23 protein-coding genes and 1 riboswitch are annotated in these 24170 nt (G+C 67.8%); of the genes, 13 read left to right on the forward strand and 10 right to left on the reverse strand.

Annotation, left to right across the window (positions count from 1 at the left end):
- Positions 1-16: 16 nt before the first annotated feature.
- Positions 17-838, reverse strand: a complete 822-nt coding sequence (locus TY25_RS17285; protein WP_042257523.1) for a carboxymuconolactone decarboxylase family protein — start codon at positions 836-838, stop codon at positions 17-19.
- A gap of 141 nt (positions 839-979) precedes the next feature.
- Here TY25_RS17285 and TY25_RS17290 point away from each other — a divergent pair, with 141 nt between their 5' ends.
- Entirely contained in the window at positions 980-2110 is a 1131-nt protein-coding gene (locus TY25_RS17290; protein WP_042257526.1) for a serine hydrolase domain-containing protein, read from the forward strand.
- A gap of 64 nt (positions 2111-2174) precedes the next feature.
- Here the strand turns inward: TY25_RS17290 and TY25_RS17295 are convergent, their stop codons facing one another.
- Positions 2175-3083 carry an oxygenase MpaB family protein gene (locus tag TY25_RS17295; protein ID WP_042257529.1) on the reverse strand — a complete coding sequence of 303 codons (909 nt, stop codon included), beginning with the start codon at positions 3081-3083 and terminating at the stop codon, positions 2175-2177.
- 286 nt (positions 3084-3369) lie between these two features.
- Here TY25_RS17295 and TY25_RS17300 point away from each other — a divergent pair, with 286 nt between their 5' ends.
- Genes TY25_RS17300 through TY25_RS17350 form a run of 11 tightly spaced genes read left to right on the forward strand, consistent with a single transcriptional unit; the run spans position 3370 to position 12921 of the window.
- A complete protein-coding gene (locus TY25_RS17300; RefSeq protein WP_042257531.1) occupies positions 3370-3594 on the forward strand; it encodes a hypothetical protein in 225 nt (74 codons plus the stop codon).
- Positions 3594-3782, forward strand: coding sequence for a hypothetical protein (locus TY25_RS17305; RefSeq protein ID WP_042257534.1), 189 nt, complete (start codon positions 3594-3596; stop codon positions 3780-3782). The genes TY25_RS17300 and TY25_RS17305 overlap by 1 nt, the downstream gene beginning before the upstream one ends.
- 19 nt (positions 3783-3801) lie before the next feature.
- A complete protein-coding gene (locus TY25_RS17310; protein WP_042257537.1) occupies positions 3802-4656 on the forward strand; it encodes an MlaE family ABC transporter permease in 855 nt (284 codons plus the stop codon).
- 1 nt (position 4657) lies between these two features.
- The gene (locus TY25_RS17315; protein WP_042257540.1) at positions 4658-5521 is read left to right on the forward strand and encodes an ABC transporter permease; all 864 of its coding nucleotides are present in this window, start codon (positions 4658-4660) and stop codon (positions 5519-5521) included.
- Positions 5522-5529: 8 nt separating this feature from the next.
- Complete coding sequence (locus tag TY25_RS17320) at positions 5530-6903, forward strand: MlaD family protein (RefSeq protein WP_042257543.1); 1374 nt, start codon at positions 5530-5532, stop codon at positions 6901-6903.
- Positions 6903-7928: an MCE family protein gene (locus TY25_RS17325; RefSeq protein WP_042257546.1), complete on the forward strand. Its 1026-nt coding sequence runs from the start codon at positions 6903-6905 to the stop codon at positions 7926-7928. Before TY25_RS17320 ends, TY25_RS17325 begins: the two co-directional genes overlap by 1 nt.
- The gene (locus TY25_RS17330; protein WP_042257966.1) at positions 7925-8950 is read left to right on the forward strand and encodes an MCE family protein; all 1026 of its coding nucleotides are present in this window, start codon (positions 7925-7927) and stop codon (positions 8948-8950) included. The genes TY25_RS17325 and TY25_RS17330 overlap by 4 nt, the downstream gene beginning before the upstream one ends.
- Positions 8950-10050 (forward strand): MCE family protein, encoded by a 1101-nt coding sequence (locus tag TY25_RS17335; protein ID WP_042257549.1) that lies wholly within the window; start codon positions 8950-8952, stop codon positions 10048-10050. The genes TY25_RS17330 and TY25_RS17335 overlap by 1 nt, the downstream gene beginning before the upstream one ends.
- A complete protein-coding gene (locus TY25_RS17340) occupies positions 10047-11129 on the forward strand; it encodes an MCE family protein (RefSeq protein ID WP_042257551.1) in 1083 nt (360 codons plus the stop codon). Before TY25_RS17335 ends, TY25_RS17340 begins: the two co-directional genes overlap by 4 nt.
- A complete protein-coding gene (locus tag TY25_RS17345; RefSeq protein ID WP_042257552.1) occupies positions 11126-12304 on the forward strand; it encodes an MCE family protein in 1179 nt (392 codons plus the stop codon). The genes TY25_RS17340 and TY25_RS17345 overlap by 4 nt, the downstream gene beginning before the upstream one ends.
- Before the next feature lie 11 nt (positions 12305-12315).
- Entirely contained in the window at positions 12316-12921 is a 606-nt protein-coding gene (locus TY25_RS17350) for a hypothetical protein (protein ID WP_042257555.1), read from the forward strand.
- Here the strand turns inward: TY25_RS17350 and TY25_RS17355 are convergent, their stop codons facing one another.
- The 3 genes from TY25_RS17355 to TY25_RS17365 form a co-directional block, all read right to left on the reverse strand.
- Complete coding sequence (locus tag TY25_RS17355; protein ID WP_042257556.1) at positions 12922-14166, reverse strand: TetR/AcrR family transcriptional regulator; 1245 nt, start codon at positions 14164-14166, stop codon at positions 12922-12924. It lies immediately after the preceding gene.
- 147 nt (positions 14167-14313) lie between these two features.
- On the reverse strand, positions 14314-15558 hold the full coding sequence (locus TY25_RS17360; RefSeq protein WP_042257967.1) for a TetR/AcrR family transcriptional regulator: 1245 nt from the start codon (positions 15556-15558) through the stop codon (positions 14314-14316).
- A 50-nt stretch (positions 15559-15608) separates the two neighbouring features.
- The gene (locus tag TY25_RS17365) at positions 15609-16949 is read right to left on the reverse strand and encodes a cytochrome P450 (RefSeq protein ID WP_042257557.1); all 1341 of its coding nucleotides are present in this window, start codon (positions 16947-16949) and stop codon (positions 15609-15611) included.
- A 131-nt stretch (positions 16950-17080) separates the two neighbouring features.
- Positions 17081-17250, forward strand: a riboswitch (M-box (ykoK) riboswitch).
- 233 nt (positions 17251-17483) lie between these two features.
- On the opposite strand from TY25_RS17365, the gene TY25_RS42735 reads away from it, so the two are divergent.
- The gene (locus tag TY25_RS42735; RefSeq protein ID WP_156055110.1) at positions 17484-17660 is read left to right on the forward strand and encodes a hypothetical protein; all 177 of its coding nucleotides are present in this window, start codon (positions 17484-17486) and stop codon (positions 17658-17660) included.
- Between the two features lie 35 nt (positions 17661-17695).
- On the opposite strand, the gene TY25_RS17370 is transcribed toward TY25_RS42735, so the two are convergent.
- Genes TY25_RS17370 through TY25_RS17390 form a run of 5 tightly spaced genes read right to left on the reverse strand, consistent with a single transcriptional unit; the run spans position 17696 to position 24166 of the window.
- Positions 17696-19642 carry an acetoacetate--CoA ligase gene (locus TY25_RS17370; RefSeq protein ID WP_042257558.1) on the reverse strand — a complete coding sequence of 649 codons (1947 nt, stop codon included), beginning with the start codon at positions 19640-19642 and terminating at the stop codon, positions 17696-17698.
- A gap of 30 nt (positions 19643-19672) precedes the next feature.
- Positions 19673-20485 (reverse strand): HpcH/HpaI aldolase/citrate lyase family protein, encoded by an 813-nt coding sequence (locus TY25_RS17375; protein ID WP_042257559.1) that lies wholly within the window; start codon positions 20483-20485, stop codon positions 19673-19675.
- Positions 20482-20982, reverse strand: coding sequence for a MaoC family dehydratase (locus tag TY25_RS17380; protein WP_042257560.1), 501 nt, complete (start codon positions 20980-20982; stop codon positions 20482-20484). Before TY25_RS17380 ends, TY25_RS17375 begins: the two co-directional genes overlap by 4 nt.
- Positions 20979-22139, reverse strand: coding sequence for an acyl-CoA dehydrogenase family protein (locus TY25_RS17385; RefSeq protein WP_042257562.1), 1161 nt, complete (start codon positions 22137-22139; stop codon positions 20979-20981). Before TY25_RS17385 ends, TY25_RS17380 begins: the two co-directional genes overlap by 4 nt.
- Positions 22136-24166 carry an ATP-binding protein gene (locus TY25_RS17390; RefSeq protein WP_042257969.1) on the reverse strand — a complete coding sequence of 677 codons (2031 nt, stop codon included), beginning with the start codon at positions 24164-24166 and terminating at the stop codon, positions 22136-22138. The genes TY25_RS17385 and TY25_RS17390 overlap by 4 nt, the downstream gene beginning before the upstream one ends.
- Between the last annotated feature and the right edge of the window lie 4 nt (positions 24167-24170).

Here is a 24170-nt window from a genome sequence, read left to right on the forward strand (position 1 = left end):
AATGGGATCGCCGATATCAGGCATCGGCATTTCGATGGCTACGGCGCTCGGCGAAGACCGTGCGCGCCACCGCGATTCCGTTCAGTGCGGCTGGGAAGCCGGCGTAGCCCACCATCTGGGTCAGGACCTCGACCACCTCCTGCTCGCTGCCGCCGACGTTGAGCAGGCCGTGGATGTGCACCCCGAGTTGGGGCGCGACGCCGAGCGCGGTGCACATCGCCACGGTCACCATTTCGCGGGTCTTGAGGTCGAGTCCGGGCCGGGCGTAGATATCGCCGAAGGAGAACTCGACGAGCAGGCGGGCGAAGTCCGGGGCGATGTCCTGCAACGCGGCGACGACCTGCTCGCCGGCCCGGCCGTCGATCTCGGACAGCGCGGCGCTGCCCCGCTCGAACCGCGCGCCGGTGGGCGCCGGTTCCGGGGTGGGCTCGTCGGGTAGATCGGTGCGGGCGGCGAAGACCTCTTTCGCGGCGGTGAGACCGTTCAACGCGGCCGGGAATCCCGCGTAGACGCTGGCGTGGATCAACACCTCGACGATCTCGGTGCGGGTGCAGCCGACATTGAGCGCACCGTTGATGTGCCAGCGCAGTTGCGGTGCGACGTGCCCGAGTGCGGCCAGGGCGCCGACCGTGGTCAACTCGCGTTCGCGCAGGGTCAAGCCGGGGCGGGACAGGATATCGCCGTAGCCGAACTCCACGGTGAGCCGGCCCAGGTCGGGGGCGATATCGCCCAGGCTCTCCAGTACCGCGGGACCGTCGGGCCCGCCGATCTCTTTGAGCAGCGCCAAGCCGCGCTCGAAACGGTCGCTGTCCCCGGTGGGCTGTTGGATCGTGGTCATGGGAGGACTGTAGAAGTTGGAGTGCGCTCCAACGCAAGTCCTGGCAGTGCTTCTCATCCTCGAAGGTGACCGGGCCTCAGGGGTGATCTCCGGGTTCGTCCCGGATGTGCGTGCACCGGTTGCCTACCTACCGTTGCGGGTATGCGCTTCGCACCGCTCGCCGCCGCCCTCGCCGCTGCCGGACTGCTTGCCGGGTGCTCGTCGGAATCGTCGCCGAGCCCGGTGGAACGACTGTCGGACAACAGGGTTCGTGCCGTGCAGGAGAACATCGACAAAATCGTCGAGGCGGGCGGCGTCGGCGTGATCGCGACCGTCACCGGCGACGGTAAGACCGCGGTGCTCACCAGCGGCGAGTCCGACACCTCGACGCACGCGACGATGCCCGCCGAGCCGCTGCAGCGCACCCGAATCGGCAGTATCACGAAAACCTTCACCAGCGCGGTGATTCTGCAACTGGTCGCGGAGGGCAAGGTCCGGCTGGACGAGCCGATCGACACCTACCTGCCGGGCTTGCTGACCGGACCGGGCATCGATGGCCGAGCGATCACGGTACGCCAGGTCCTGCGTCATCAGAGCGGGCTACCCGAACTCACCAAGGATCCCCGCATCGACGAGTACCGGGCGGCGCTGGAGAACCGCACCATGACCGCGGCCGAGGAGATCGCGATCGCACTCACCATGCCCGCCGATTTCGCGCCCGGCGCCCGCTACGAGTACAGCAACACCAACTACATCGTCGCCGGGATGCTCATCGAAAAGGTCACGGGCGCACCGTATGTCGAAGAGCTGCAGCGGCGGATCCTGGTACCGCTGGAGCTGTCGGACACCTACCTGCCCGGCCCCGCGGAGCGGGATATCCGCGGTCCGCATCCGAAGGGCTACGCCGAGATCGACGGCGTGGTCACCGAGGTGTCCCGCATCGAACCGTCGGTGCCGTGGTCGGCCGGCGCGATGGTGTCCACCGGCACCGACCTGAACCGCTTCTTCCTTGCGCTGCTGGCCGGAAAGGTGGTGCCTGCCGCCGAACTACAGCAGATGCGGGCCGGTGTGCCGATGGGCGACGAGACCATCGACATGTCCTACGGACTCGGCCTCGGGTCGACCCGATTGCCTTGCGGCGCGGAATATGTCGGGCACACCGGTGGTATCTACGGCTTCCTGACGCTGTCCGGCGCGACCCCGGACGGCCGGGCCGTGACCTACACCCTCAACAAGGCGCCGAAGTCCGACACCGATTTCATCGACCTGCTCAGCGACGGGCTCTGCCCATGAATCCTGCCTGATCGAGGGGTCTCCGTCGTCCGGGTGGTGCGCCGCCCGGACGACGGTGTCACGCTCAGATCAGGTTCTTGTGCTTGTGGATTCGGCGCCGCACGTCGGCCATTAGGGCGTGGGTCCCACCGTGCCGGACGAAGCGCGGGATGAATCTGTTGACGAAGGCGACGAAGACGAACAGGTGCTCGAACCGGCGTTGATCGGCGGCGGTCCACTCGACGCGGAGCTGTTCACGGAAAACCGGGGCGAGGAAGCCGATGGTCAAGAATTTCAACAGGTTCCGGAACGGCAGCCGCAGATACCAGTGGATCATGCGCAGCTCGAGCAGGTCGTCCAGGTAGCTCCGGACGAACTCGTCGATCGCGACCCGGCCGCAGGCTTCGTTCCAGTACCGATCGAAATCGGCTCGGGTGGCGGGCCACATCTCCTCGGTCACCTGCAACGTGGTGCCGAGGGTCGACGACGTGGCATAGAACGCCTCGGCCTGCTCGTCGTTCATGCGGCCCTGCAGCAGCTGATAGGTGTCCTCAAACCCGATGTAAAGGCATGCGGCGACCCATAATTGGAGATCACGGTCGAACGCGTTGTACTTCACCGCGGCGCCCGGGGCCGAATGTACCTGCCGATGCGCGACATTCACCGCCTCGCGATACGCGAGCCGCTCCGCTTCCGTGCCGAGGATCGCCACGGCGAGGTATTGCGTGGTGGTCCTGGCCCGCTTCCACGGATGTCGCATCAGCGCCCCGGATTCGACCTTGCTCTCGGCGACGCCGTACCCTACGCCCGGCCGTGCCATCTGCATCGCTACATTGGCCGCTGCCCCGGCGAAGGACCAGAAGTCCAGTGCGTCGGTCAGCGTGATCGGGCGTTTGCGGACCGGTCGATGCGCGGAGCCGATCGGGATTCTGGTGCGTTCTTTCGGCAGCGGGGCGACATCGTGCTGATCGGGGGAGTGGGCGGCGGCGGTCATAGGGAGTCCTTCCCAAGGCTGGATCGACTCGGCGTCCCGGTAATAATCTGTGAACTACAGATAACTTAAGTCGCGCACCGCCTATCGTCAACGTACCGATGTGCGTGCAATTATCCGTTTCGGAACCGGCTGACAATCTTCGTCAAACCCTTCCATTGAGTCCGGAATCGTGCGTAACATAGCCGCCCATACCGGACCGCACGGCGGCCGGCCACATCCAACGGCGGATCTCTGCGGGCGCTCGTGTGGGGCCGGTGACGTTCGGTCGGCACGCGAAAGGACACGCATGCTCGAGAAGCTGGATCGGCTGTTCAGCTACGAGATGAAGGTCTCGGAGTTCCTCGGGACCCTGATCATTCTCGCCGTCCCCTACGGGCTGATCGGCGTCGTCTGGACGCTCACGCACACCAGCCAGCTACGAAATATGCACGGCATCGACGTCATCGTCTCGTTCCTGGGCTCGATCGTGTGCTGGCCCGTGCTCACCTTCTCGAATGTGTGCATGACCTGATGATGATCTTGGTTTGGCTGATCGATGTGCTGGTGCAGGCCGTGCAGATTCTCGGCGGACGCCGGCGGGTGAATCCGGTGCTGCGCTTCGGGCTCTGGCTCGCCGTGCTCAGCTCCGTCGCGGCGGGCATCGCGGTGCTCGGCTTTCTTCTCGTCCTGCTCGAGCGGCAGCTGAGCGGTACCGCATGAGGCCGGAAAGGCAAATCTTGTGACCATCACCGAACGACCGCCCGACCGGACCGATCTGGAAAAGGCCGTCGACGACCTGCGTGGCCTGTGGCAGCGCCACCCGCAACGGTCGCTGGAAACCCTCGGCAGGCAGGTGCGGCTCGGTCGCGACGCCGTCGTCGAGATGGTCCGTGCGCTGGCGGCCCGGCGCTTCCCGTTCCAGGAATTCGTCAAGCAGTGCGCGTTCATGGCCAACGTGTCCGCGGCGCCGACGGTCTTCGTCGCGATCCCGGTGGCCGTCGTGGTCTCGATCCAATTGGGCGCGTTGGTGAGTCAGGTCGGGGCGACCACGTTCATCGGCGCGGTCAGCGGTCTCGGCATCATCCGGCAGGGTGCGCCGCTGGTCACGTCGCTGATGATCGCCGGCGCGGTCGGCTCGGCCATCTGCGCGGATCTCGGCTCACGCACCATCCGGGAGGAGATCGACGCGATGCGGGTGATGGGCGTCGATCCGATCCGCAGGCTGGTCGCCCCGCGACTCGCGGCCGCGGTACTGGTCAGCATGCTGCTGTGCGGGTTCGTCGTGTTTGTCGGCTTCGCCACCGGCTATCTGTTCAACGTCTATGCGCAGGGCGGCACGTCGGGCTCGTTCATCAGCACCTTCGCCTCCTTCGCCGTCGCGAACGATCTGATCGTCGCCCTGGTGAAGGCCGCTATTTTCGGGGCGCTCACCGCGATCATCGCCTGCGATATCGGGCTGCACACGAAGGGCGGCCCCGGCGGGGTCGCGAACTCGGTGAACGCGGCCGTGGTCAATTCGGCGCTGATGCTGTTCGCGACCAACATCATCATCACCCAGGTGTACAACACGCTGTTCCCGGCGAAGGTGCTCTGAGATGGGTTCGCGGTACACCCCGCCGGCGCTGCGACCGCTGCGGCTGCTCGGCGCGGCCGCGCAGGGGCCGGTGCGGGCCAATCAGCGGGCCGGGCATCAGGCCATCACGTTCGTCGCGGCGATCGCGGCGATTCCGTTCGCGCTGAAGCACTATCGCAAAGAGGTGCTGCGGCTCACCGCCGACGTGGGCTGGGGCAACGGTTCGCTCATCGTCGGCGGCGGCACGGTCGGCGTGGTCGTCATCCTGTGCGGCTTCGGCGGCATCACGGTCGGGATGGAGTCCTACACGGCGCTGAACCTGCTCACGATGAACCCGCTCACCGGCGCCATCTCCGGGTTCGCCACCACCCGCGAGATCGGGCCGATCCTGGCGACGCTGGCCTTCGCCATCCAGGCGGGCTGCCGCTTCACCGCACAACTGGGCGCGATGCGCATCTCCGAGGAGATCGACGCACTGGAATCCATTGCGATCCGCCCACTTCCGTATCTGGTGAGCACGCGGATGATCGCGGCGACCTTGACCATCGTCCCGCTGTACAGCGTCGGCCTCGCGGTCGCGTATCTGATGACGAAGCTGTCGGTGCTGTTTCTCGGCGGCACCTCGGCGGGTACCTACGACCACTACTTCTTCCAGTTCCTCAACGGTGCCGACGTGTTCTTCTCGGTGCTCAAAGTGATGGTGTTCGTGCTGATCTCGACGTTCCTGCAGTGCTACTACGGCTATGTCGCCACCGGCGGCCCGGAAGGCGTCGGACACGCGGCGGGCCGGGCCATCAAGATGGTCATCGTCGTCATGGTGTTCGCGAATCTGTTTCTGACACTGGCTATCTGGGGTATCGACCCTGGGTTCCGGATCTCGGGATAGGGGCCGCGATGCTCATCGACCCCAGTGGACGCGGCCCGAGCGCGCGGCAGCTCTCGCTCGCCGGCCTCGCGCTGACCGCCATCGTGTTGTTGCTGCTGTACCTGCTCGGGCTGCGCTACACCGGCCGGTTCGAGGACAAGGTGGGCGTCGTCGCGTTGCTCACCAGCACCGGGGACGGCCTGCCCGCGCACGCCGACGTGAAGTTCCGCGGCATGATCGTCGGATCGGTCGCCGAGGTGCAGGTCGTCGCGAAGGGCGAGCGTCAGCGCGCCGAACTCGACTTGAAACCCGCTGTCGCCGGGATGATTCCGGCTCAGGTCACCGCGCGGGTGATCCCCAGCAATATCTTCGGCGTGACAGCGATCGAGCTGGTGGACAACGGCCGCGGCACCGCGACCTTGCGGGCGGGGGCGGAAATCCCGGAGGACACCAGCGAGGGCACGGTCCAGTTGCAGACCACGCTCAGCGTGCTGCGCGACGTGCTCGACCACATCCAGCCGGAGAAGCTGGGCCGAGTACTCGCCACGCTCGCCGACGCGCTCGATCCGGCCGCGCGGGTGCCCGGCTCGACCATCGAGCGGTTGGACCGCTGGCTCACCGAGGTGCACGCCGTTCCCGGCGTCGGCAACCTGCTCGGCGATCTCGGCCGGGCGGCCACCGCGCTGAGCGTCTCGGCGCCCGATCTGGTGGGCGTGCTGTCGGATTCGGTGACCACCGCCCGCACGCTCACCGAACGGCGGGAGCAGCTCGTCGCCTTGCTGACCGACGCGGGCGGCGCGGTCGATTCGGTGAATTCGCTGTTCGCGCGCAATCCCGACGCGGGCAAGGAGGTGGTCTCCGGGGTCGGTGAACTGTTCGGCAGTCTGGCCGAGGACCCGTCGGCGCTGCCGGAGACGGCGGCCAATTTCAATGTCTCGCTGCAGAAGCTGCGTTCGGTCTTCTCGTTCGGGCCGAGTCGTCAGATGGTGTGGAAGATGGACGTGTCGTTCACGCCGTTCCAGCAGTACACCGCCGCGGATTGCCCGCGGTACGGCACCATGTCCGGGCCGCGTTGCGGCGGTGCGTCGATCCCGGAAGTCGCGCCCCCGCAGGAATTTCCGGCACAGCAGCAGCCGGGCTGGCTGGGCGCGGCCGGGCCGAAGCCGGTGCTGCCCGCCCTGCCCGCCCTCCCTGCGATCCCTGGGCTGCCCATGATTCCGGGTCTCACCGCGCCGGCCGCGGCCAAAGACGGTGCGCCGGAGACCGCCGACCCCGGGGGGTTACGGGGCACGGAAGCGGTGGCGGCGATCGTCGGCGGTAAGCCGAATGCCGCGCAGTACCTGCTGTTGACCCCGCTACTGGCCGGTGGGGCGATGTATCCGGTGAACGGGGGCGGCCGATGATGAGACGCTCGGGCAAGGCGCTGATCGGCTTCAGCCTCTTCGCTGTTCTCGCTGTCGTGCTCACCTACACCATCTGGTCCACACTGCAGCGCTCGGTCTCCGGCGATACCGATTCCTATTCCGCGACGTTCTCCGATGTGCTCGGCCTGCGGGTCGGGGACGACATCCGGATGGCGGGCGTGCGGGTCGGCCGGGTGGACGCGATCGACTTCGACGGCGACTACCGGGCGCGCGTCGAGTTCCGCATCCAGCGGCGGCAGCGACTGACCACTACGACGAAAGCCCTGGTGCGCTACCAGAATTTGATCGGTCAGCGCTACGTCGCGCTCGTGCCCGGCGCCGACGCGGGGCAAACGGTGCCGAGCGGGTCGGCCATCCCGCTGGAGCGCACCGAACCGTCGTTCGACGTGTCCGGGCTGCTGTCCGGGTTCGAGCCGCTGTTCAGCGTGCTGCAACCGGATCAGATCAACGCGTTGTCGGAGACCATGATTCAAGCGCTGCAGGGCAACAACGTGTCACTGAGCGCGCTGATCACCCAGGCCGCCGAGCTGGCGGGTACCTTCGGGCAGCGGGATCAGATCCTCGGTGACGTGATCAGCAATCTGAGCAGCGTCATCGCCGGCCTCGCGCACCGCAGCGGTGAACTGGAAACCCTGATCACGCAGGCACGTTCGCTGGTCGAGTCGCTCTACGCGCAAGGCGAATCGCTGAAGAGTTCCGTGCAGCAGGTGGCCACCTCGACCGACTCGCTGGTCCAGCTGATCGGCCAGGTGAAGCCGAATATGGCTCGGGCACAGCGTGATGCGACCAGCGGTGTGGCGCTGCTGCTACTCAACGGGGCCTCGCTGGATCAGGCGGCCGTCGAACTGCCGGACCTGCTCAACGGCGTTGCCAGATTCACCAGCTATGGCGCCTACGGCAATGCCTACATTTGCCGATTGGACGTGTCGCTCTGGGGCGTGCTGCTGCCGCCGGGGCTGTTCTCCCAGGTCGGCGGTAATTCGCAATCGGAGGTGTGCCGATGAGGAACCGGATCCGCAGGATGGCCGGACGCGTCCGGCTACCCCGCAATCGGCTGCTGTGGCTGGGCTTGCTCGCCGCCGGATCGGTGCTCCTGCTGCTCGTCGGCTCCAGCGCGTTGTCCCAGGCCAGACTGGGGGACCGGACGATTCAGGCCGAGTTCGCGCAGGCGGCCGGGTTGCGCGCGGGCGCGTCGGTGGACGTCTCCGGCATCGAGGTCGGTTCGGTGCGCGCGGTGCGGCTCGACGGCGCGAAGGTCGTGGTGGATCTGCGGGTGCGCAGCGATATCCGGCTCGGTCCCGATGCGCGCGCGGCGATCAAGATGACGACCATCCTCGGCAAGTTGCATGTCGAGCTGGTGCCTGGAAACGGAAAAGGACTGCCGGGCAACCGGATCCCGATCGCCAACACCACGGTGCCGTACAACCTCGGCAAGGTCATCCGTGATCCGGTGTACAAGTCGTCGTTCGAGCGCATCGAGCGGATCGATCCGGACAAGCTGCGCCAGTCGCTCGACCTGCTCACCCGGCAGATGGGCGATTCGCCGCAGCTCACCGTCGAGGCGTTGAACAGCATCGGCGCGCTCGCCAAGGTGATCAACGATCGCCGCGACGAGGTCGATGTGCTGCTGAAGAGCATGGACCAGGTGGCACAGCTGGTTTCGGACAACCGCAACAGCGTGCTGCTGTTGCTCACCCGGGGCGAGGCGATCGGCAATGCGGTGGCGCAGCGCCAGCAACTGCTGAAGTCCTTGCTGGACAACGTCGCCGAGCTCTCGCGGCTGCTGCAGGAGATGGGGCTGGAGAACAACGATCAACTCGGCCCGCTGATCCAGAGCCTGAACACCATGTCCGAGGGCTTGGAGAAGAACCGGGACAACCTCGACTCGCTCTACGAAATCATGCCGGTCGCCCTGCGGCAGTTCAACAATGCGCTCGGCAACGGCCCCTACGGCGACGTGTGGGCGCCGTGGGTCTTCCCGGACAACTGGCTGTGCTTCGCCGGTGCGGTACAGGGGTGTAACTGATGAAAATGAGTACTTTCGGCAAAACGGCGGTGCTGTGCTGGATCGCCGCGATCGCGTCCGGTTGCTCGCTGCTGCCGGACAGCCTGTCCGGGCTACCGGACCAGTATCTCGGCGAACATCTGCGGATCAGCGCCGATTTCGAGAACGTGGCCGGCCTCTACGCGGGTAACGACGTCGCGATTCTCGGTGTTCCGGTCGGCCGGGTCGACACGGTGACCGCGCGGGGCAGCTATGTCGAGGTCACCATGTCCATCGACAAGAACGTCAAGGTGCCCGCGGATGCCATTGCGGCGCTGGTCTCCCCGCAGCTGATCACCAACCGCCACGTCGAGCTGGCCCCCGCGTACGAAGGCAGCGGACCGGTGCTGGCCGACGGGGCGCACATCCCGCTCGAGCACACCAGGACCCCGGTCGAACTCGACCGCATCCTGGACAATTTCGACCAGCTCGGCAAGGCGCTGAAGGGGGACAACGAGACCGGGCCGATGGCGAGCCGGGTGCTGTTCCCGCTGCTGGACGGCAACGGCGACAAACTGCGGCAGACGCTGGACGCGATGTCGGCCGCCTTCGAGGTCAGCCTGGCCAACGGCGACCAGATCTCCAACACCATCGTGAAACTCAACGAGATCACCCAGATCATCGCTGAGAACGACCAGACGGTGCGGGATTTCAGCGGGCGGCTGACCGAGCTGGTCGAGTTGATGGGCGCGCAGGCGCCGGGTCTGCAGGCGGTACTGACCCAGCTGAACGACTTCGTCACCAACACCTCCACCGTGGTCGGCGCGAACCGGGAACAATTGCTCGGCGCGCTGACCCGGTTCACCGCGCTCACCGGGCAGATGCGCGCCAACGCCCGCTCGGTCACCGAGATCGCCGACGTCACACCGCTGTTCTTCCAGAATCTGGACAACGCGACCAGCAAAGAACACCAGGCGCTGCGGCTGCACGGCCTTTTGGACAAGGCGGTGCTCGACGGTGAGGCGCTGTCGGTGTTCTGCGAGCGGGTGCAGATGCGCCTGGATGGCTGTCGCACCGGCAAGATCCAGGACTTCGGCCCGGACTTCGGGCTCACCGCCGCGCTGCTGGGACTCACGAAATGAGCAGGCGGGCGCTGGCCGCGCTGGCGGCGGCGGGCGTGCTCGCGGGCAGCGCGGGCTGTGCGGTGACGGTGGACAACGTGCCGTTGCCCAAGCCCGGCATCGGCGGTCCCGGCTACACCCTGCACGCGATATTCCGGGACGCGCTGAATCTGCCCGCGAACGCGCACGTCAAGATCGGCGGCACCGATATCGGCATGGTCTCCGCGATCAGCACCACCAACTTCCTGGCCGACGTGGAAATGCAGATCCGCCAGGACATTCAGCTGCCGCGCGGTACCACCGCCGAGTTGCGGCAGGCCACCCCGCTCGGCGACATGTTCGTCGCGATGACTTTGCCGTCGAAGCAGGACAGCGCCGAACTGCTGCGCCCGGGCGACACCATCGCGCCCGAGCACACTGCGACCGGTGCCTCGGTCGAGCAGCTGATGATGTCGATTTCATTGCTGCTCAACGGTGGTGGACTCAACCAGGCCGCCCGGATCACCAGCGAGATGAACTCCATGTTCGGCGGCCGCGCCCCGGAACTGTCGCATCTGATCACCGAGCTGACCGACGTGCTGAGCGCCCTCAACCGGCGCACCGCCGACGTCGACAGCGTGCTGACCGGCATGTCCACGCTGACCGGCGAATTGGCCAGGCGCAAGCAGGAATTGGGCGCTGCCGCGGATACGTTCCCGCCACTGATCGGACTGGTGGCCGAGAACAACAAGGCCATCGCCGATCTCACGGCGAAGATCTCGGTGACCATGGCCGCGCTCGGTGACTTCACCGACACCACCGGCCCGGATTTCCTCACCCTGTTCGACAGCATCCAGCGGCTGATGTCCGGATTCGCGCAGATGGGCGACGATCTCGCGGGCACGCTGGACGGACTGCACGCGGTCTATCCCTCGGTCATGGCCAGCCTGGACGGTCCGACGCTGGCCGTCGCGGCCACCGTCTCGTACCTGAGCGTCGGCGCACTGACCGACCCGAAGGGCAGCCGGGCACCCGAACTAGGTGACGTACCCGCCTTCATCGGCAGTCTGGCCCAGGTGCTGGAGAAGGTGCTCGGCCGGCTGCAAGGCGGTACGCGATGACCATTCCGTTGTGGCAGTGGCTGGTTCGCCATCGCATCGCGGTGGCCAATCTCGGCTTGGTCCTGGTGCTGCTGGTCGGTGCCGCCTACCTCGGGGCGGCGGTGCTGCGCATCAACCTGCTGCCGAACACCTATACGGTGCGGGTGGAGTTGCAGAACTCCGGCGGGCTCGCGGCGAACAACGATGTCAGCTTCCGCGGTGTCCGGGTCGGCCGGGTCGCCGAGGTGCGCATCTCGGGTGACGGCGTCGCCGCGATCGCCGAAATCGACAAGGGCGCACGGATTCCGGTCGGCGGCACGGTGGCCGTGGGCCGGCTGTCCGCGGCCGGGGAGCAGTATCTCGACTTCCGGCCCGATACCGACAGCGGACCTTATCTCGGCGACGGCGCGGTGGTCGACCGGGCGCGGACCACCGTTCCGGTGACGGTGCAGTCGGTGCTGTCGAGCATGAGCGGACTGATCGGCGGCCTGAACCCGGCGCGCTTGAACGTGATCGTCGATGAACTGGACAAGGCGCTGGCCGGCGGACCGGATCGGTTGCGCAACATGATCTCCGGGATCAGCCGGGCGATGGCCGGGCTCACGGATCTACTACCGCAGACCAGGCAGCTCATCGAGAACCTGCAGGTGATCGCGGAGACGACATCGCACGCGCAACCCGACCTGAGCACCCTCACCACCGGGTCCAGCGCGCTGTTCCAGCAGCTCAGCGCCGCCGACGCCGAGGTGCGCAAGTTCCTCGAGCTCGGACCGGGTCAGCTCGCCACGCTCGGCGGCATCGTGCGCGATACCGAGGATCCGGTGACCAACCTGGTCACCAACTTCGTCGCGATCACCAAGGCGGCCAAGCTGCGCGCGCCCGCCATCGCCGCGCTGTTCCCCGCGCTGCGCGCGGGGTCCGCGGCGATCGGTGTGCCCGCCCACGACAACGCCTATCACACCCTGATCGACCCGTGGCCCCGGCCGAGCTGTGACTACGGCACCGTGCCGGTGGTCCCGACGACGAAGACCGTGGACACCAGGGTGCGGCTCTACAACTACTGCACCACCGACAACCCGGCGTTGCAGGTTCGCGGCTCCGCGAACGCGCCACGACCGAATGTGCCGGACAACGGCTCGGGTCCGCCTCCCGGCGTCACCGGTGACGAGCTGTCCCGTCCGGCACCTGGGAGATAGGAGCTCAACCGATGTCCGATAGCGATACGGCTGAAGAGTCGAGTGCTGTTACGCCCGAGGAGGTTTCGACCGAGGCGATGGCTGCCGAGCCGAAACGACGGCGGTTCGGCCGGTCCGGGCGGCTCGCCCTCGAGCTGACGGCGGCGGTACTGCTCTGTGCCGCGGTTGTTTCGAGCGTCGTCTTCTTCGTCCAGAACCGGGGCAACAAGGCCGTGCTCGAGGCCAACGCCGACGCGCGGGCCGCCGCGTGTGCCTACGCCCCGGTCCTCGCGGACTACGACGCCAAACAGCTCGACCCGTATTTCGCGGCGGTGCTGGCCGGGGCGACCGGTGACTGGAAGAAGCAATTCGACAGCACCAGCAGGGAATTGCGCGAGGTGCTGACACAGGGCGAGGTCGTGTCCAAGGTGAACGACGTGCAGTGCGCGGTCAAGACCGGCGACGAGAACTCCGCCGAGGCGATCGTGGTGATCGGGCAGACCATCACCAGCATGGGCACGCAGGGCAAGCCCGCGCCGGGTCAGCTGTCCATGGTCATGCGCCTGGAAAAGGTCGACGGGCACTGGCTGGTGAACAACGTCAACTCGCCGTTGGCCCCGCCACCGGCGCGGCCGTAGTCAGCCGGATTCGTTGCCGAACAAGACGACTCGCATCAATTGCCCGACCCGCTGCTGCGAGCAGCACGGGTCGTCGGAGCCGAAGCGCTGACCCAGATCGACCACCAGCGCCAGCGCCGTGTGCACCAGCAGCCGTGCTTCGGCGGGCGACAGCTCGGGACGCAGACCGACGAGCAACTTCGCCCATTCCTCGACGTTGAGTCGCTGGATGTTGCGCAGCACCGTCCGCTCGTCCGCGGGCACATTGCTGATCTCGGCGTAGTACACGAAGGTCAGCTCGCGTTCGGCGAACGATCCCGCGACGTACAGCTCGATCAGCGTTGTCAGCGCCTGTCGTGGACTGTCCGCCGCGGCGACGGCCGGGCCGATCGCGGCCGAAACCCGTTCCGCGGCACGGCGGAACGCAGCCGCGAGGATATCGCCCTTGCCGCGGTAGAAGCGGTATACCGCCGACGACGCGGGCAAGCCGGCGGCGGTGGCGATGTCCTCCACGCTGACGTTCGGGTACCCGCGTTCGTGGAACAACTCGACGGCGCGGACGAGCAGCAACTCGTGCTTGAAGGTGAGTGGAATCTCCACTGCCGCAGCGGGTTGCTGCTGATCGGTGATCTCGGGCAGCGTGCATGCCGCGATCGCCCGGCAGGCGGTGCCGAGCAGGGCGTGCAACGCGCGCGCCGGCAGCGACACGTGGTGATCGCCGATGCTGCTGAGCGCGCTCAGGACGGCGGCGGACAGCACCGCGCTGTCGGGCTTGCCGAGTTCTGGCCTGGTCGCCGCGATCAGGGCCTTCAACCGCGAATTCACCAGGGCCAGTTGGTCATCGAGGATCGCGGCGTCCTCGTCCTCGAGGTAGCGGCGCTGCCAGCGCAGCAACGCGGCGCTGCGCCGGTTCGTGATCGACGAGGCGATCAGCGCGTCGATGACCTGCTCGAGCCGGGCGGTGGCGGACAGCTGCCGTGCGGTGTCGGGCAGTTGCACCGCGGTCGCGCTGAGCGTGCCGAGTCGCAGCGCTTCCTCGCGGAACAGCGCGTATTTGCTGGGGTAGTGGCGATACAGCGCGGCGGAGCTGATGTCGAGCCGGGAGGCGATGTCCTCCATGCTCACGCCGTGATAGCCGAGCGATCCGAACGCCTCGGCGGAGACCGCCGCGATCTGTGCGCGGCGATCGCGGGGTCTGCGCCGGATCGCTCGCGTCGGCGTCCCGTCGGCCGCCTTGTCCGCAGCGCGGCGTTCTTGGGCACCCATGCCGCGATGGTAGCCGAACCCGATGACGAATCTGAACAGAAGATCACAATGAACGCGGATTTTCGGGACTTCACCTAGGGATACGTATCGCAGACCGTCCAGAATTTCCGTTAACTTATGCGACCGGTTGGTCCGCTGGGCAGCGGCTCATGCGGTCGCGGGGCGCCCGAACAGAACCACCTGCATCAGCAGTCGCACCCGCTCCTGAGCCGCCATGGGCTCGTTGCCGAACGCCCGTCCGAGATCGACCACCAGGGCGAACGCGGCGTGGATCAGGAAGCGCGCCTCGGCGGGCGACAACTCCGGGCGCACCTCGCGCAACAGCCGGGCCCACTCTTCGACGCTGAGCCGCTGGATGTTGCGCAGCACCGTGCGTTCCTCTGCCGGCACATGCTGGAACTCCGTGAAGTACACGTAGGTCAGCGCGCGCTCGGCGAACGACCCGGCCACGTACTGATCGATCAGAGCGGTCAGCGCGCCCTCCGGGCTGGCGGCGGTCGCCACCGCCGGGCCGACCGCACCCGAAACCCGTTCCGCGGCACGGCGAAACGCGGCGGCGAGCAGATCGCTCTTGCCGCGGTAGAACCGATACACCGCCGAGGCCGCGGACAATCCCGCCGCCGTGGCGATGTCCTCCACGCTGACATTCGGGTAGCCGCGCTCGTGGAACAACTCCACCGCTTTGCGTAGCAGCAGTTCGTGTTTGAACGAATCCGGGATCTCCACCACCGGCTGCGGTTCGGCCGGCCGCACGGCGGGCAGGGTCAGTCCGACGATCGGCCGGCAGGCCGAACTCAACAGCCGGGCAAGAGATTTCATCGGCAGCGTGGCATGGTGATCCGCAATGCTGGTGATCGTGCTGAGCAGCGCCATGCGCAGCACCCGGGTGTCGTCCTCGGTCAGCTCCGGGCGCAGTTCGGCGAGCTGGTCGCCGAGCGCGCCGAGCACCGTGAGCTGCTGATCGCTCAGCGTGGTCAGATCCTCCGGTTCGAGATAGCGTCCTTCCCAGCGCACCAGGGTGATGGCGGTGCGGTTCTCGATCGTGACGGCGATGAGCGAGTCGAGCACCTGGCGCAGGCGCTGCTCGGGCGGCCAGGTAGCGGCCTCCTCGGGGAGCTGAACCGACTCGGTCATCGCCCGGCCCACCCGCAGCAACTCCTCGCGGAACAGCGCGTACTTGCTCGGGTAATGGCGGTACAGCGCGGCCGAGCTGATGCCGAGACCGGAGGCGATGTCCTCCATGCTCACGCCGTGGTAGCCCAGCGAGCCGAACGCGGCGGCCGAGGCCGCGGCGATCTGCGCCCGGCGATTCTTCGGCCTGCGCCGGATCTCCCGGGGTGCCGAGTCGCCGGTGCTCGCCTTACGCGCCGTACGGCGATTGTCGACACTCATGTCGGACATCGTACTGATCTGCGCTGGTGGGAAAGGCCATGCCTCGGTGCTCACCCGCGCGGCACGAGGACCAGCCGAGCCTTGCCCCGCGGGACCGTGGTGATGTTGCGGGTCTTGGCGCGCTCGGGCCCCGCGCCGGCGGGCCGGGTCAGCACATAGCGCAGGAGCGTTTCGCGCAGCACAGTGCTGCCCTCCATCAGCGAAAACCCGGCCCCGATGCAGCGGCGCGCGCCGCCGCCGAAGGGGAACCAGGTGTTCGGCGCGACCTCGCCGCCGAGAAAGCGATCCGGGCGGAAGGTCTCGACGTCCGGATAGTTGCCGGTGTTGCGATGCGCGAGCAGGATCGACGTGCAGACCACGGTGCCCGCGGGCAGGGCCTGACCGCCGATTGTCATGTCCCTGGTGAGTTTTCGGTTGGTGCCGTTGATGATCACGCGCCGGCGCATCGCCTCTTTCAGCACGGCTTCGAGGAACTTGTCGTCACCGGTCCGCGCGGCCTCGGCGGCCTCGTCCTGGATGGCGGGCTGGGCCGCGAGTTCGTACATCGCCCAGGCCAGGGCGGAGGCCGTCGTCTCGTGTCCGGCGAGCAGCAGCGTGATCAGCTGGTCGCGCAGCTCGGCGTCGGTGAGCGGGAGATCCTGGTCGTTATCGGTCCCCGCGTGCAGCAGCCGGGACAGCACATCGGTGCGTTGTGCCAGGTCGGGCGCTTGCCGGCGCGCCGCGATCTCCGCGTACAGCAGCGCGTCGACCTGGTGCACGTTGTGCGCGAACCGCTGCCACGGGCCGATCCGGCCGAGCAGCGCCGACTTGAAGCCGAGGAAGACCAGCGGATTGAGATCGACGATGCGTTTCAGCCGCGGCGCCAGCTCGGCGCGGGTGCTCGCGTCGGACACCCCGAACACCACCCGCATGATCACCTCGAGCGTGAGCGCGTTCATCCGGTCCAGCGTGATCAGCGTGGATCCCGGTGTCCACCGGTCGATTTCGGCCACCGTCAGCTCGGTGACGAGGTCGCGGTAGGAGCGCAGCGCCGAGCCGTTGAAGGCGGGCATCAGCAGCCGCCGGGCCCGTGCGTGCTCCTCCTCGTCGGTGAGCAACAGCGAATGCGGGCCCATGATGTGGCCGAGGATCTGATTGCCCTCGCCCGCGTGCAGGTCGCGCGGGTCACCCGCGAAGATCTCCCGGATGTGCTCGGGCCGGGAGAACACCACGAACCGCCGCGCGAACGGCGGGATCCGCATGGTGAAGACGTCGCCGTAACGCCGGGCCAGGGCGGGCAGAAAACGCTGCCGATCGGTCTGGAACAACACGCTCTGCACGAACGCGGGCAGCCGGGGCCCCGGCGGATAGCCGGCGGTCTCGGCCCGTTCGCGGACATCCTGTGCGGCCACGCTGCCACCTCCTGCGGATTCGGGGCGAACTTCTCCTCGCCACGCTAGGAGATCGGCGTGGTCGAGTCCATGACCTGATCGGTAATCAACCGTACTTGACGCGGCTGCGCCGAAGGGCCATTCTGGCTTGGTCAGCACCTCGTTAAGCGAGGCTCCTGCGCGAACACAGGCCACTGATCCGACGACGTCGAGAGACGCCCAGGATCAGGACAGATCGCTTCGGACTAAGGGGTGATCCCAGGTGGCTTCCCGGATCGGGATACGTCGCGCAGTGCCGAAGCTCTGACGAGAGGGGTGCCCCCTCCGGCGTGGTGCCTGACCCCGAGATCAGCGACGCGCGCGCGTCACGGCGGCAAGGAGGTGAGCGACACAGTGTCCGGCGATAGTCCGTATCCGAGTACCACTTCGGCACCCCATTCGCTCCCGGCCCGCTGCCGCCGGGTGATCGGCTGAGCCCCAAGCATTTTCGCGCAGGGCCCGGCCGCGCCCGAAAACGGTTGCGACGGTGGGTCGCTCGTACGAAAAGAGACCATCGTGACCATCGCGCTCCGCCGTGAGTTCACCCCGTTCACCGCAGTCGCGCACGCCGCAGGGCGACTGCGCGCCAAGTACCGCCTGACCCCGGAAGAACGACGCAACCTCGCCGAGGCGCGCGCCTTTCGCGCGGCCGTCTTCACCGCCTCCATGGGCGGGCACCCGTACTACCGGTAGCACGGGCGCCCACGGGGCACCGGCCGTCCGCTCCGCTACGCGGTGGCGGGGCGGACGGCCGCGTACCAGTCGAGCAGTGCCGGGTCGTCCACCGCGCTGCGCTCCACCACCCGCGCGGCGTCGGCGCCCTGGAAGAGTTTCTTGATCGGCACCTCGAGCTTCTTGCCGGTGCGCGTATGCGGAATGCCCGGGGCGAGCAGGATCTCGTCGGGCACATGCCGGGGCGAGACCTCGGTGCGGATGGTGCTGTTGATCCGGGTCTTCAGCTCGTCGGTGAGTTCCGCGCCGGGCGCGAGGACCACGAACAACGGCATCCAGTAACCGCCGTCGGGTTGTTCGGCACCGATCACCAGCGCCTCGGCGATCTCGGGCAGCCGCTCGACGGACTGGTAGATGTCCGCGCTGCCCATCCGGATGCCGTGTCGATTGAGGGTGGAATCGGAGCGGCCGTGCACCACGACGCTGTCGCGCTCGGTGATGGTGATCCAGTCGCCGTGTCGCCAGATCCCGGGATACATGTCGAAATAGGCGTCGTGATAACGCTTTCCGTCCGGGTCGTGCCAGAAGCGCACCGGCATCGACGGCATCGGTTTGGTGATGACCAGCTCGCCGACCTCGTCGCGGACCGGTTGCCCGAGGCCGTCGAAGGCCTCCAGCGCGACGCCGAGGAAACGCGCGGACAGCTCACCCGGCCACGCCGGAACGGTCCGGACGCCGCCGATGAAGGCCGACACCACGTCGGTGCCACCGCTGATCGAATTGACCTGGACGTGCGCACCGGTGTGCTCGCCCAGCCAGGTCGCCGAGGACGTGGGCAGGGAGGCGCCGGTGATGCCGACCGACCGCAATGCCGACAGGTCGTGGTCGGTGCGGGGGGTGGCCCCCGCCTTGATGCAGGCCAGCACGTAGCCCGGGCTGGTACCGAGCACGGTGGTCCGGGTCTCGGCGGCGATGCGCCACAGCGCGTCCGGCGCCGGGGCGGTGGGACTGCCGTCGTAGCAGACGATGGTCGCGCCCGTCAGCAATCCCGCGACCTGGAAGTTCCACATCATCCAGCTCGGGCTGGTGTACCAGAAGAAGGTGTCGTCGGGGCCGATATCGGATTGCAGCGCAACGGCTTTCAGATGTTCCAGCAGCACCCCGCCGTGCCCGTGCACGATGCCCTTGGGCAGGCCGGTGGTGCCGGAGGAGAACACGATCCACAGCGGGTGCTCGAAATCGACCGGCTCCGTGGTGATCACGGCGGGCACCGACTCGTCGACGGCGGTGGCCGCGTCCCACGGTGTCGCGTCGGGCACGTCGAGGCCGAGCCGGGACACCACGATCGTGGCGCTGAGTTTGCCGAAACCGGCTTGCAGCGCCGCGATGTCGGCGCGCTTGTCGTGCGCCTTGCCGCCGTATCGGTAGCCGTCCGCGGTGATCAGGACGGTGGGTTCGAGCTGGCCAAGCCGATCCAGTGCCGCCTTGGGGGAGTAGTCCTGGCCGCAGGCGCTCCACACCGCGCCGATGCTGGCGGTCGCCAGGAACGCGATCACCGCCTCCGGAATGTTGGGGAGGTAGCCCGCGACCCGGTCACCGGGCTGGACGCCGAGTTCGCGCAGCGTGCGCGCCAGCGCCGCGGTCTCGTCGATCAGCTCGACCCAGGAGACTTCGCGGGCAGGTGCGTCTTCGGTGACCGCGATGATGGCGGGCCGGTCGGTGCGGAACTGACGGACCACCTGGTCCACGTAGTTCAACCGGGTGCCCGGAAACCATTGCGCACCGGGCATTTCCGCGTCACCGAGGATCTCGCCCGCCACCGGGCCGAGCTCGAAGTAGTCCCACACCGCGTGCCAGAAGCCCGCCAGATCGTCGACCGACCACTGCCACAGCGTGGCGTAGTCCGGCAACTTCCGATCGGTGCGCCCCTCGGCGAACTTCGCGAAGTCGGTGATCCTGGCCGCGGCGATGTCCTGCTCGGTCGGCACCCACTGTGGTTGCACCGCATTCCTCCTGGCTGTTCTAACGGGTGGTCAGGCGCGTCCGGCGCGCCGCACGATCTGTTCGGCGTGCCGCAGTACGGGGGCATCGACCATGCGGCCTTCGAAGGCGAACACCCCGCGGTGCTTCGGCACCTCGTCGAGTACCCGCCGGGCCCAAGCCAATTCCGCCTCCGGCGGCGTGTACGCCGCACGGATCACCGGGAGCTGGCTCGGATGGATGGCGACCTTGGCCTCGAAGCCGACCGCGACCGCGTCCAGCGCTTCTGCGTGCAGTCCGTCGAGATCGCGGATATCCAGGTACACCGAGTCGAGCGCGAACTTGCCGTACGCCTTGGCCGCGAGCAGTGTGCTCGATCGAACATGGCGCGCCACTTCGCGATAGCTGCCGTCGGCGTACCTGCTCGAATTGCCGCCGAGCCCGGCGACCAGGTCCTCCGCGCCCCACATCGCGCCGATCGCGTTGGGCGCCTGGACGGCACGCTCGACCGTGAGCGCGCCGAGCGGCGACTCGATCAGCACGATCACCTCGTATTCGGCGAGCGCGGTGACCTGTTCGGCGGCTTCGCATTTCGGCAGCATGACGCGCCGATACCCGGTGCCTGCCAATGCCGTGAGATCGGCCGCGAGATCGTCGGTGCCCGCGGCATTGACCCGCACGACGGTGCGTTCGGGATCCAGCGAGGTCTCGGCGAGAGCCTTGCGGGCCGCCGTCTTGTCCGCCGCGGCCACGCCGTCCTCGAGATCGAGGATCACCACATCGGCTGCCGCGGCGGCCTTTTCGTATCGGTCCGGGCGATCGGCCGGGCAGAACAGCCACGCGGGACCGGGCAGCTGCCAGCTCATGCCGAGGTCGTCTCGGGACGCAGGCGGATCATCGCGTTGCGCACGGCCTCGGCGACGACGGTGCCGTGCTGGTTGCGCGCGATATGGCGGAAGGTGACGATGCCCTCGCCGGGCCTGCTCTTGGACAGGCGCTTGTCCAGCACGATGGTTTCGGCGTAGACGGTGTCGCCGTGGAACAGCGGCGCCGGGAACTTCACCTCGGAGAAGCCGAGATTGGCGACGGTGGTGCCCTGGGTCAGGTGCGCCACCGCGAGGCCGACCATGGTGCCGAGGGTGAACAGCGAGTTCACCAGGCGCTGATGGAACGGCTCCTGGGCGTCGCTGTAGGCCGCATCGATGTGCAGCCCTTGGGGATTCATGGTCAGCGTGCTGAACAGGACGTTGTCCGTCTCGGTCATGGTGCGCCCGGGGCGGTGCTCGTAGCGCACATCGGTCTCGAGCTCCTCGAACCACAGGCCGGTCTGGACCACCCGGCGCAGGCCGTCGACATCGCTCACAGTCCCAGCTCCCGTCCGATCAGCATCAGCTGAACCTCCGTTGTGCCCTCGCCGATTTCGAGGATCTTGCTGTCCCGGTAGTGCCTGGCCACCGGGTAGTCGTTCATGAAGCCGTAGCCGCCGAAGATCTGGGTGGCGTCGCGCGAGTTGTCCATGGCCGCCTCGCTGGCCACCAGTTTGGCGATGGACGCCGCCTTCTTGAACGGCTTGCCCGCCAGCATCAGTGCCGCGGCGTCATAGTAGGCCGTGCGCGCCGTGTGTGCGCGGGCCTCCATCCGGCCGATCTTGAACGCGATGGCCTGATTACGGCCGATGGCCTGGCCGAACGCCTCGCGCTCCTTGGCGTAGCGCACGCTCTCGTCCACGCAGCCCTGCGCCGCGCCGACCGCGAGCGCCGCGATCGCGATGCGGCCCTCGTCCAGGATGCGCAGGAAGTTCGCGTAGCCGCGGCCGCGCTCGCCGAGCAGGTTCTCCTGCGGCACCCGCACGTCGGTGAAGCTCAGCGGATGGGTGTCCGAGGCGTTCCAGCCGACCTTGTTGTACGCGGGTTCGGCGACGAATCCGGGGGTGTCGGTGGGCACGAGGATGGTGGAGATCTCCTTCTTGCCGCCGGTCTGCCCGGTCACCGCCGTCACGGTCACCAGGCGGGTGATATCGGTGCCGGAGTTGGTGATGAACTGCTTGCTGCCGTTGATGATCCATTCGCCGCCGTCGGCGATCGCGGTGGTCCTGGTGCCACCCGCGTCGCTGCCCGCGCCGGGCTCGGTGAGCCCGAACGCGGCGAGGGCGCGCCCACTGGTCAACTGCGGCAACCATTCCTGCTTCTGCTTGTCGTCACCGAAGCGGTAGATCGGCATCGCGCCCAGGGACACACCGGCTTCCAGCGTGATGGCGACGCTCTGATCGATCTTGCCGAGTTCCTCGAGGGCGAGGCACAGCGCGAAGTAGTCGCCGCCCATGCCGCCGTATTCCTCGGGGAACGGCAGCCCGAACAGGCCCATCTCGGCCATGCCCTCGACCACTTTGTAGGGGAAGGTGTGGTTCGCGTCGTGCTCGGCAGCCACCGGCGCGACCACCGACTGCGCGAAATCGCGCACCGTCAGGGCCAGGTCGCGGTAGTCGTCGGGTAGGGCGCCGGTGGACAGGAAGTCGGTCATGCTCGGGTTCCTTCTCGGTCGGCGGGAAGTTCCGCGGGAGTTGTGAGGATGCGGGCCAGCGGCTGATCGAGGCGCACCTGAGTGCCGGGCGCGACCAGGATTTCGACGGTGCCCGCCACCGGCGCGGTGAGCGCGTGCTCCATCTTCATCGCCTCGACGATCACCACCGTGGCGCCCGCGGCCACGGTGGCGCCGGCGGCGACCGGCACGGCGATCACCGAACCCGGCATGGGACTGCGTATTTCGGCGTCGCCCACCTGTTCGGCGCCACCCCGCACACTGGCCTCGGCCACCTCGCGCAGCACGGCGATGCCGGCGGGCCCCGCCAGCCACAGCTGGCCGTCCTGCTCCGCGACGCGATACTCGTGCCGCACCCCGGCCATGGTGAGTGTCAGCACCGAATCCGCGAAAGATGCTGTCACCGAGACGGATTCGGCTTCACCGACGCGGCCGGTCGCGGCACCGGGACGACCGGAGAGATACACGTGCTCGGTCCGGTCGCCGGCGGCCAGCCGGATCGCGGTCGGTGCGGCGGTGCCGATCCGCCAGCCGGACGGTACCTGCCACGGATCGCTGGGACCGCTCGGCCAGCGACCCAGCCAGCGGTAGGCCGCCGCGGCCAGGAACAGTTCGTCGCCGACTGCGGCGGCGCGGAAATCGGCCACCCGGCGATCGAGCAGGCCGGTATCCAGCTGCCCGGCCGCGACATCCGGATCGGCGAGCAGGAAGCGCAGGAACTCGATATTGCTGGTGACGCCGAGCAACACGGTATCGCCCAGTGCCCGATCGAGTTTCGCGATGGCGGCAGCGCGATCGGCACCGTGCGCGATGACCTTCGAGAGCATCGGGTCGTAGTCGCTGCCGACCACCGTCCCGGTGCGCAGGCCCGAATCCACCCGGACCCCGGCCCCTTCGGGCTCGGACAGGTCGAGCACCGTGCCGCCGGTGGGCAGAAAGCCGCGCGCGGGATCCTCGGCGTACACCCTGGCCTCGATGGCGTGCCCGACCATCCGGATCTCGTCCTGCTCGACCGAGAGCTTCTGCCCGGCCGCCACCCGCACCTGACATTCCACCAGGTCGACACCGGTCACCAGCTCGGTCACCGGGTGTTCCACCTGCAGCCGGGTGTTCATCTCCATGAAGAAGAACTCGTCCGGCCGGTCGGCGGAGACGATGAATTCGACGGTGCCCGCGCCCACATAGTCGACGCTGCGCGCGGTATTGCATGCCGCAGCACCGATTCTGGCCCGCGTCGCCGCGTCGAGCAGCGGGGACGGTGCCTCTTCGATCACCTTCTGATGCCTGCGCTGCAGGCTGCATTCGCGTTCGCCGAGGTGCAGCACGTTGCCGAATTGGTCGGCCAGGACCTGCACCTCGATATGGCGCGGGCGGGTGACGAAGCGCTCCAGGAACAGCGTGTCGTCGCCGAACGCGGACGCGGCTTCGCGGCGCGCGCTGACCAGCGCGTCGGGCAGCTGCGCGGGTTCCTCCACCAGTCGCATGCCCTTGCCGCCGCCGCCGGCCGACGGCTTCACCAGCACCGGGTAACCGATCTCGGCGGCCGCCTCGATCAGGTCGGCGTCGGTCAGGCCCGGCCTGGCGATGCCGGGCACGACGGGGACATTGAACGCGGACACGGTGTTCTTGGCCGCGATCTTGTCGCCCATCACCTCGATCGCGTGCGCGGGCGGACCGAGGAAGACGATGCCCGCCTGCGCGAGCGCCGCCGCGAAAGCCGCGTTCTCGGAAAGGAACCCGTAGCCCGGATGCACCGCTTGCGCGCCGGTCCGGACGGCGGCGTCGACCACCTTGTCGATCGCGAGGTAGCTGTCGCGCGCGGCGGCAGGGCCGAGGCGCACCGCGGTATCCGCCTCGTGCACGTGCCTGGCGTCGGCGTCGGCATCGCTGTAGACCGCGACCGAGCGAATGCCCATGGCGCGCAACGTGCGCATCACCCGCACCGCGATCTCGCCGCGGTTGGCGACGAGCACGGTGTCGAATCCGACGGGATGAGATTTGTTCAGCATGGTC

The organism is Nocardia brasiliensis NBRC 14402 (assembly GCF_000308475.2).
GTDB lineage: Bacteria > Actinomycetota > Actinomycetes > Mycobacteriales > Mycobacteriaceae > Nocardia > Nocardia brasiliensis.

Excerpts from the sequence above, each read along its gene's own strand:
- TY25_RS17330 (WP_042257966.1), top strand. The coding sequence starts at position 7,925 with ATGAGGAACCGGATCCGCAGGATGGCCGGACGCGTCCGGCTACCCCGC.
- TY25_RS17295 (WP_042257529.1), bottom strand. The coding sequence starts at position 3,083 with ATGACCGCCGCCGCCCACTCCCCCGATCAGCACGATGTCGCCCCGCTG.
- TY25_RS17290 (WP_042257526.1), top strand. The coding sequence starts at position 980 with ATGCGCTTCGCACCGCTCGCCGCCGCCCTCGCCGCTGCCGGACTGCTT.
- TY25_RS17335 (WP_042257549.1), top strand. The coding sequence starts at position 8,950 with ATGAAAATGAGTACTTTCGGCAAAACGGCGGTGCTGTGCTGGATCGCC.
- TY25_RS17345 (WP_042257552.1), top strand. The coding sequence starts at position 11,126 with ATGACCATTCCGTTGTGGCAGTGGCTGGTTCGCCATCGCATCGCGGTG.
- TY25_RS17375 (WP_042257559.1), bottom strand. The coding sequence starts at position 20,485 with ATGAGCTGGCAGCTGCCCGGTCCCGCGTGGCTGTTCTGCCCGGCCGAT.
- TY25_RS17350 (WP_042257555.1), top strand. The coding sequence starts at position 12,316 with ATGTCCGATAGCGATACGGCTGAAGAGTCGAGTGCTGTTACGCCCGAG.
- TY25_RS17340 (WP_042257551.1), top strand. The coding sequence starts at position 10,047 with ATGAGCAGGCGGGCGCTGGCCGCGCTGGCGGCGGCGGGCGTGCTCGCG.
- TY25_RS17385 (WP_042257562.1), bottom strand. The coding sequence starts at position 22,139 with ATGACCGACTTCCTGTCCACCGGCGCCCTACCCGACGACTACCGCGAC.
- TY25_RS17390 (WP_042257969.1), bottom strand. The coding sequence starts at position 24,166 with ATGCTGAACAAATCTCATCCCGTCGGATTCGACACCGTGCTCGTCGCC.
- TY25_RS17360 (WP_042257967.1), bottom strand. The coding sequence starts at position 15,558 with ATGAGTGTCGACAATCGCCGTACGGCGCGTAAGGCGAGCACCGGCGAC.
- TY25_RS17355 (WP_042257556.1), bottom strand. The coding sequence starts at position 14,166 with ATGGGTGCCCAAGAACGCCGCGCTGCGGACAAGGCGGCCGACGGGACG.
- TY25_RS17315 (WP_042257540.1), top strand. The coding sequence starts at position 4,658 with ATGGGTTCGCGGTACACCCCGCCGGCGCTGCGACCGCTGCGGCTGCTC.
- TY25_RS17325 (WP_042257546.1), top strand. The coding sequence starts at position 6,903 with ATGAGACGCTCGGGCAAGGCGCTGATCGGCTTCAGCCTCTTCGCTGTT.
- TY25_RS17305 (WP_042257534.1), top strand. The coding sequence starts at position 3,594 with ATGATGATCTTGGTTTGGCTGATCGATGTGCTGGTGCAGGCCGTGCAG.
- TY25_RS17320 (WP_042257543.1), top strand. The coding sequence starts at position 5,530 with ATGCTCATCGACCCCAGTGGACGCGGCCCGAGCGCGCGGCAGCTCTCG.
- TY25_RS17300 (WP_042257531.1), top strand. The coding sequence starts at position 3,370 with ATGCTCGAGAAGCTGGATCGGCTGTTCAGCTACGAGATGAAGGTCTCG.
- TY25_RS17285 (WP_042257523.1), bottom strand. The coding sequence starts at position 838 with ATGACCACGATCCAACAGCCCACCGGGGACAGCGACCGTTTCGAGCGC.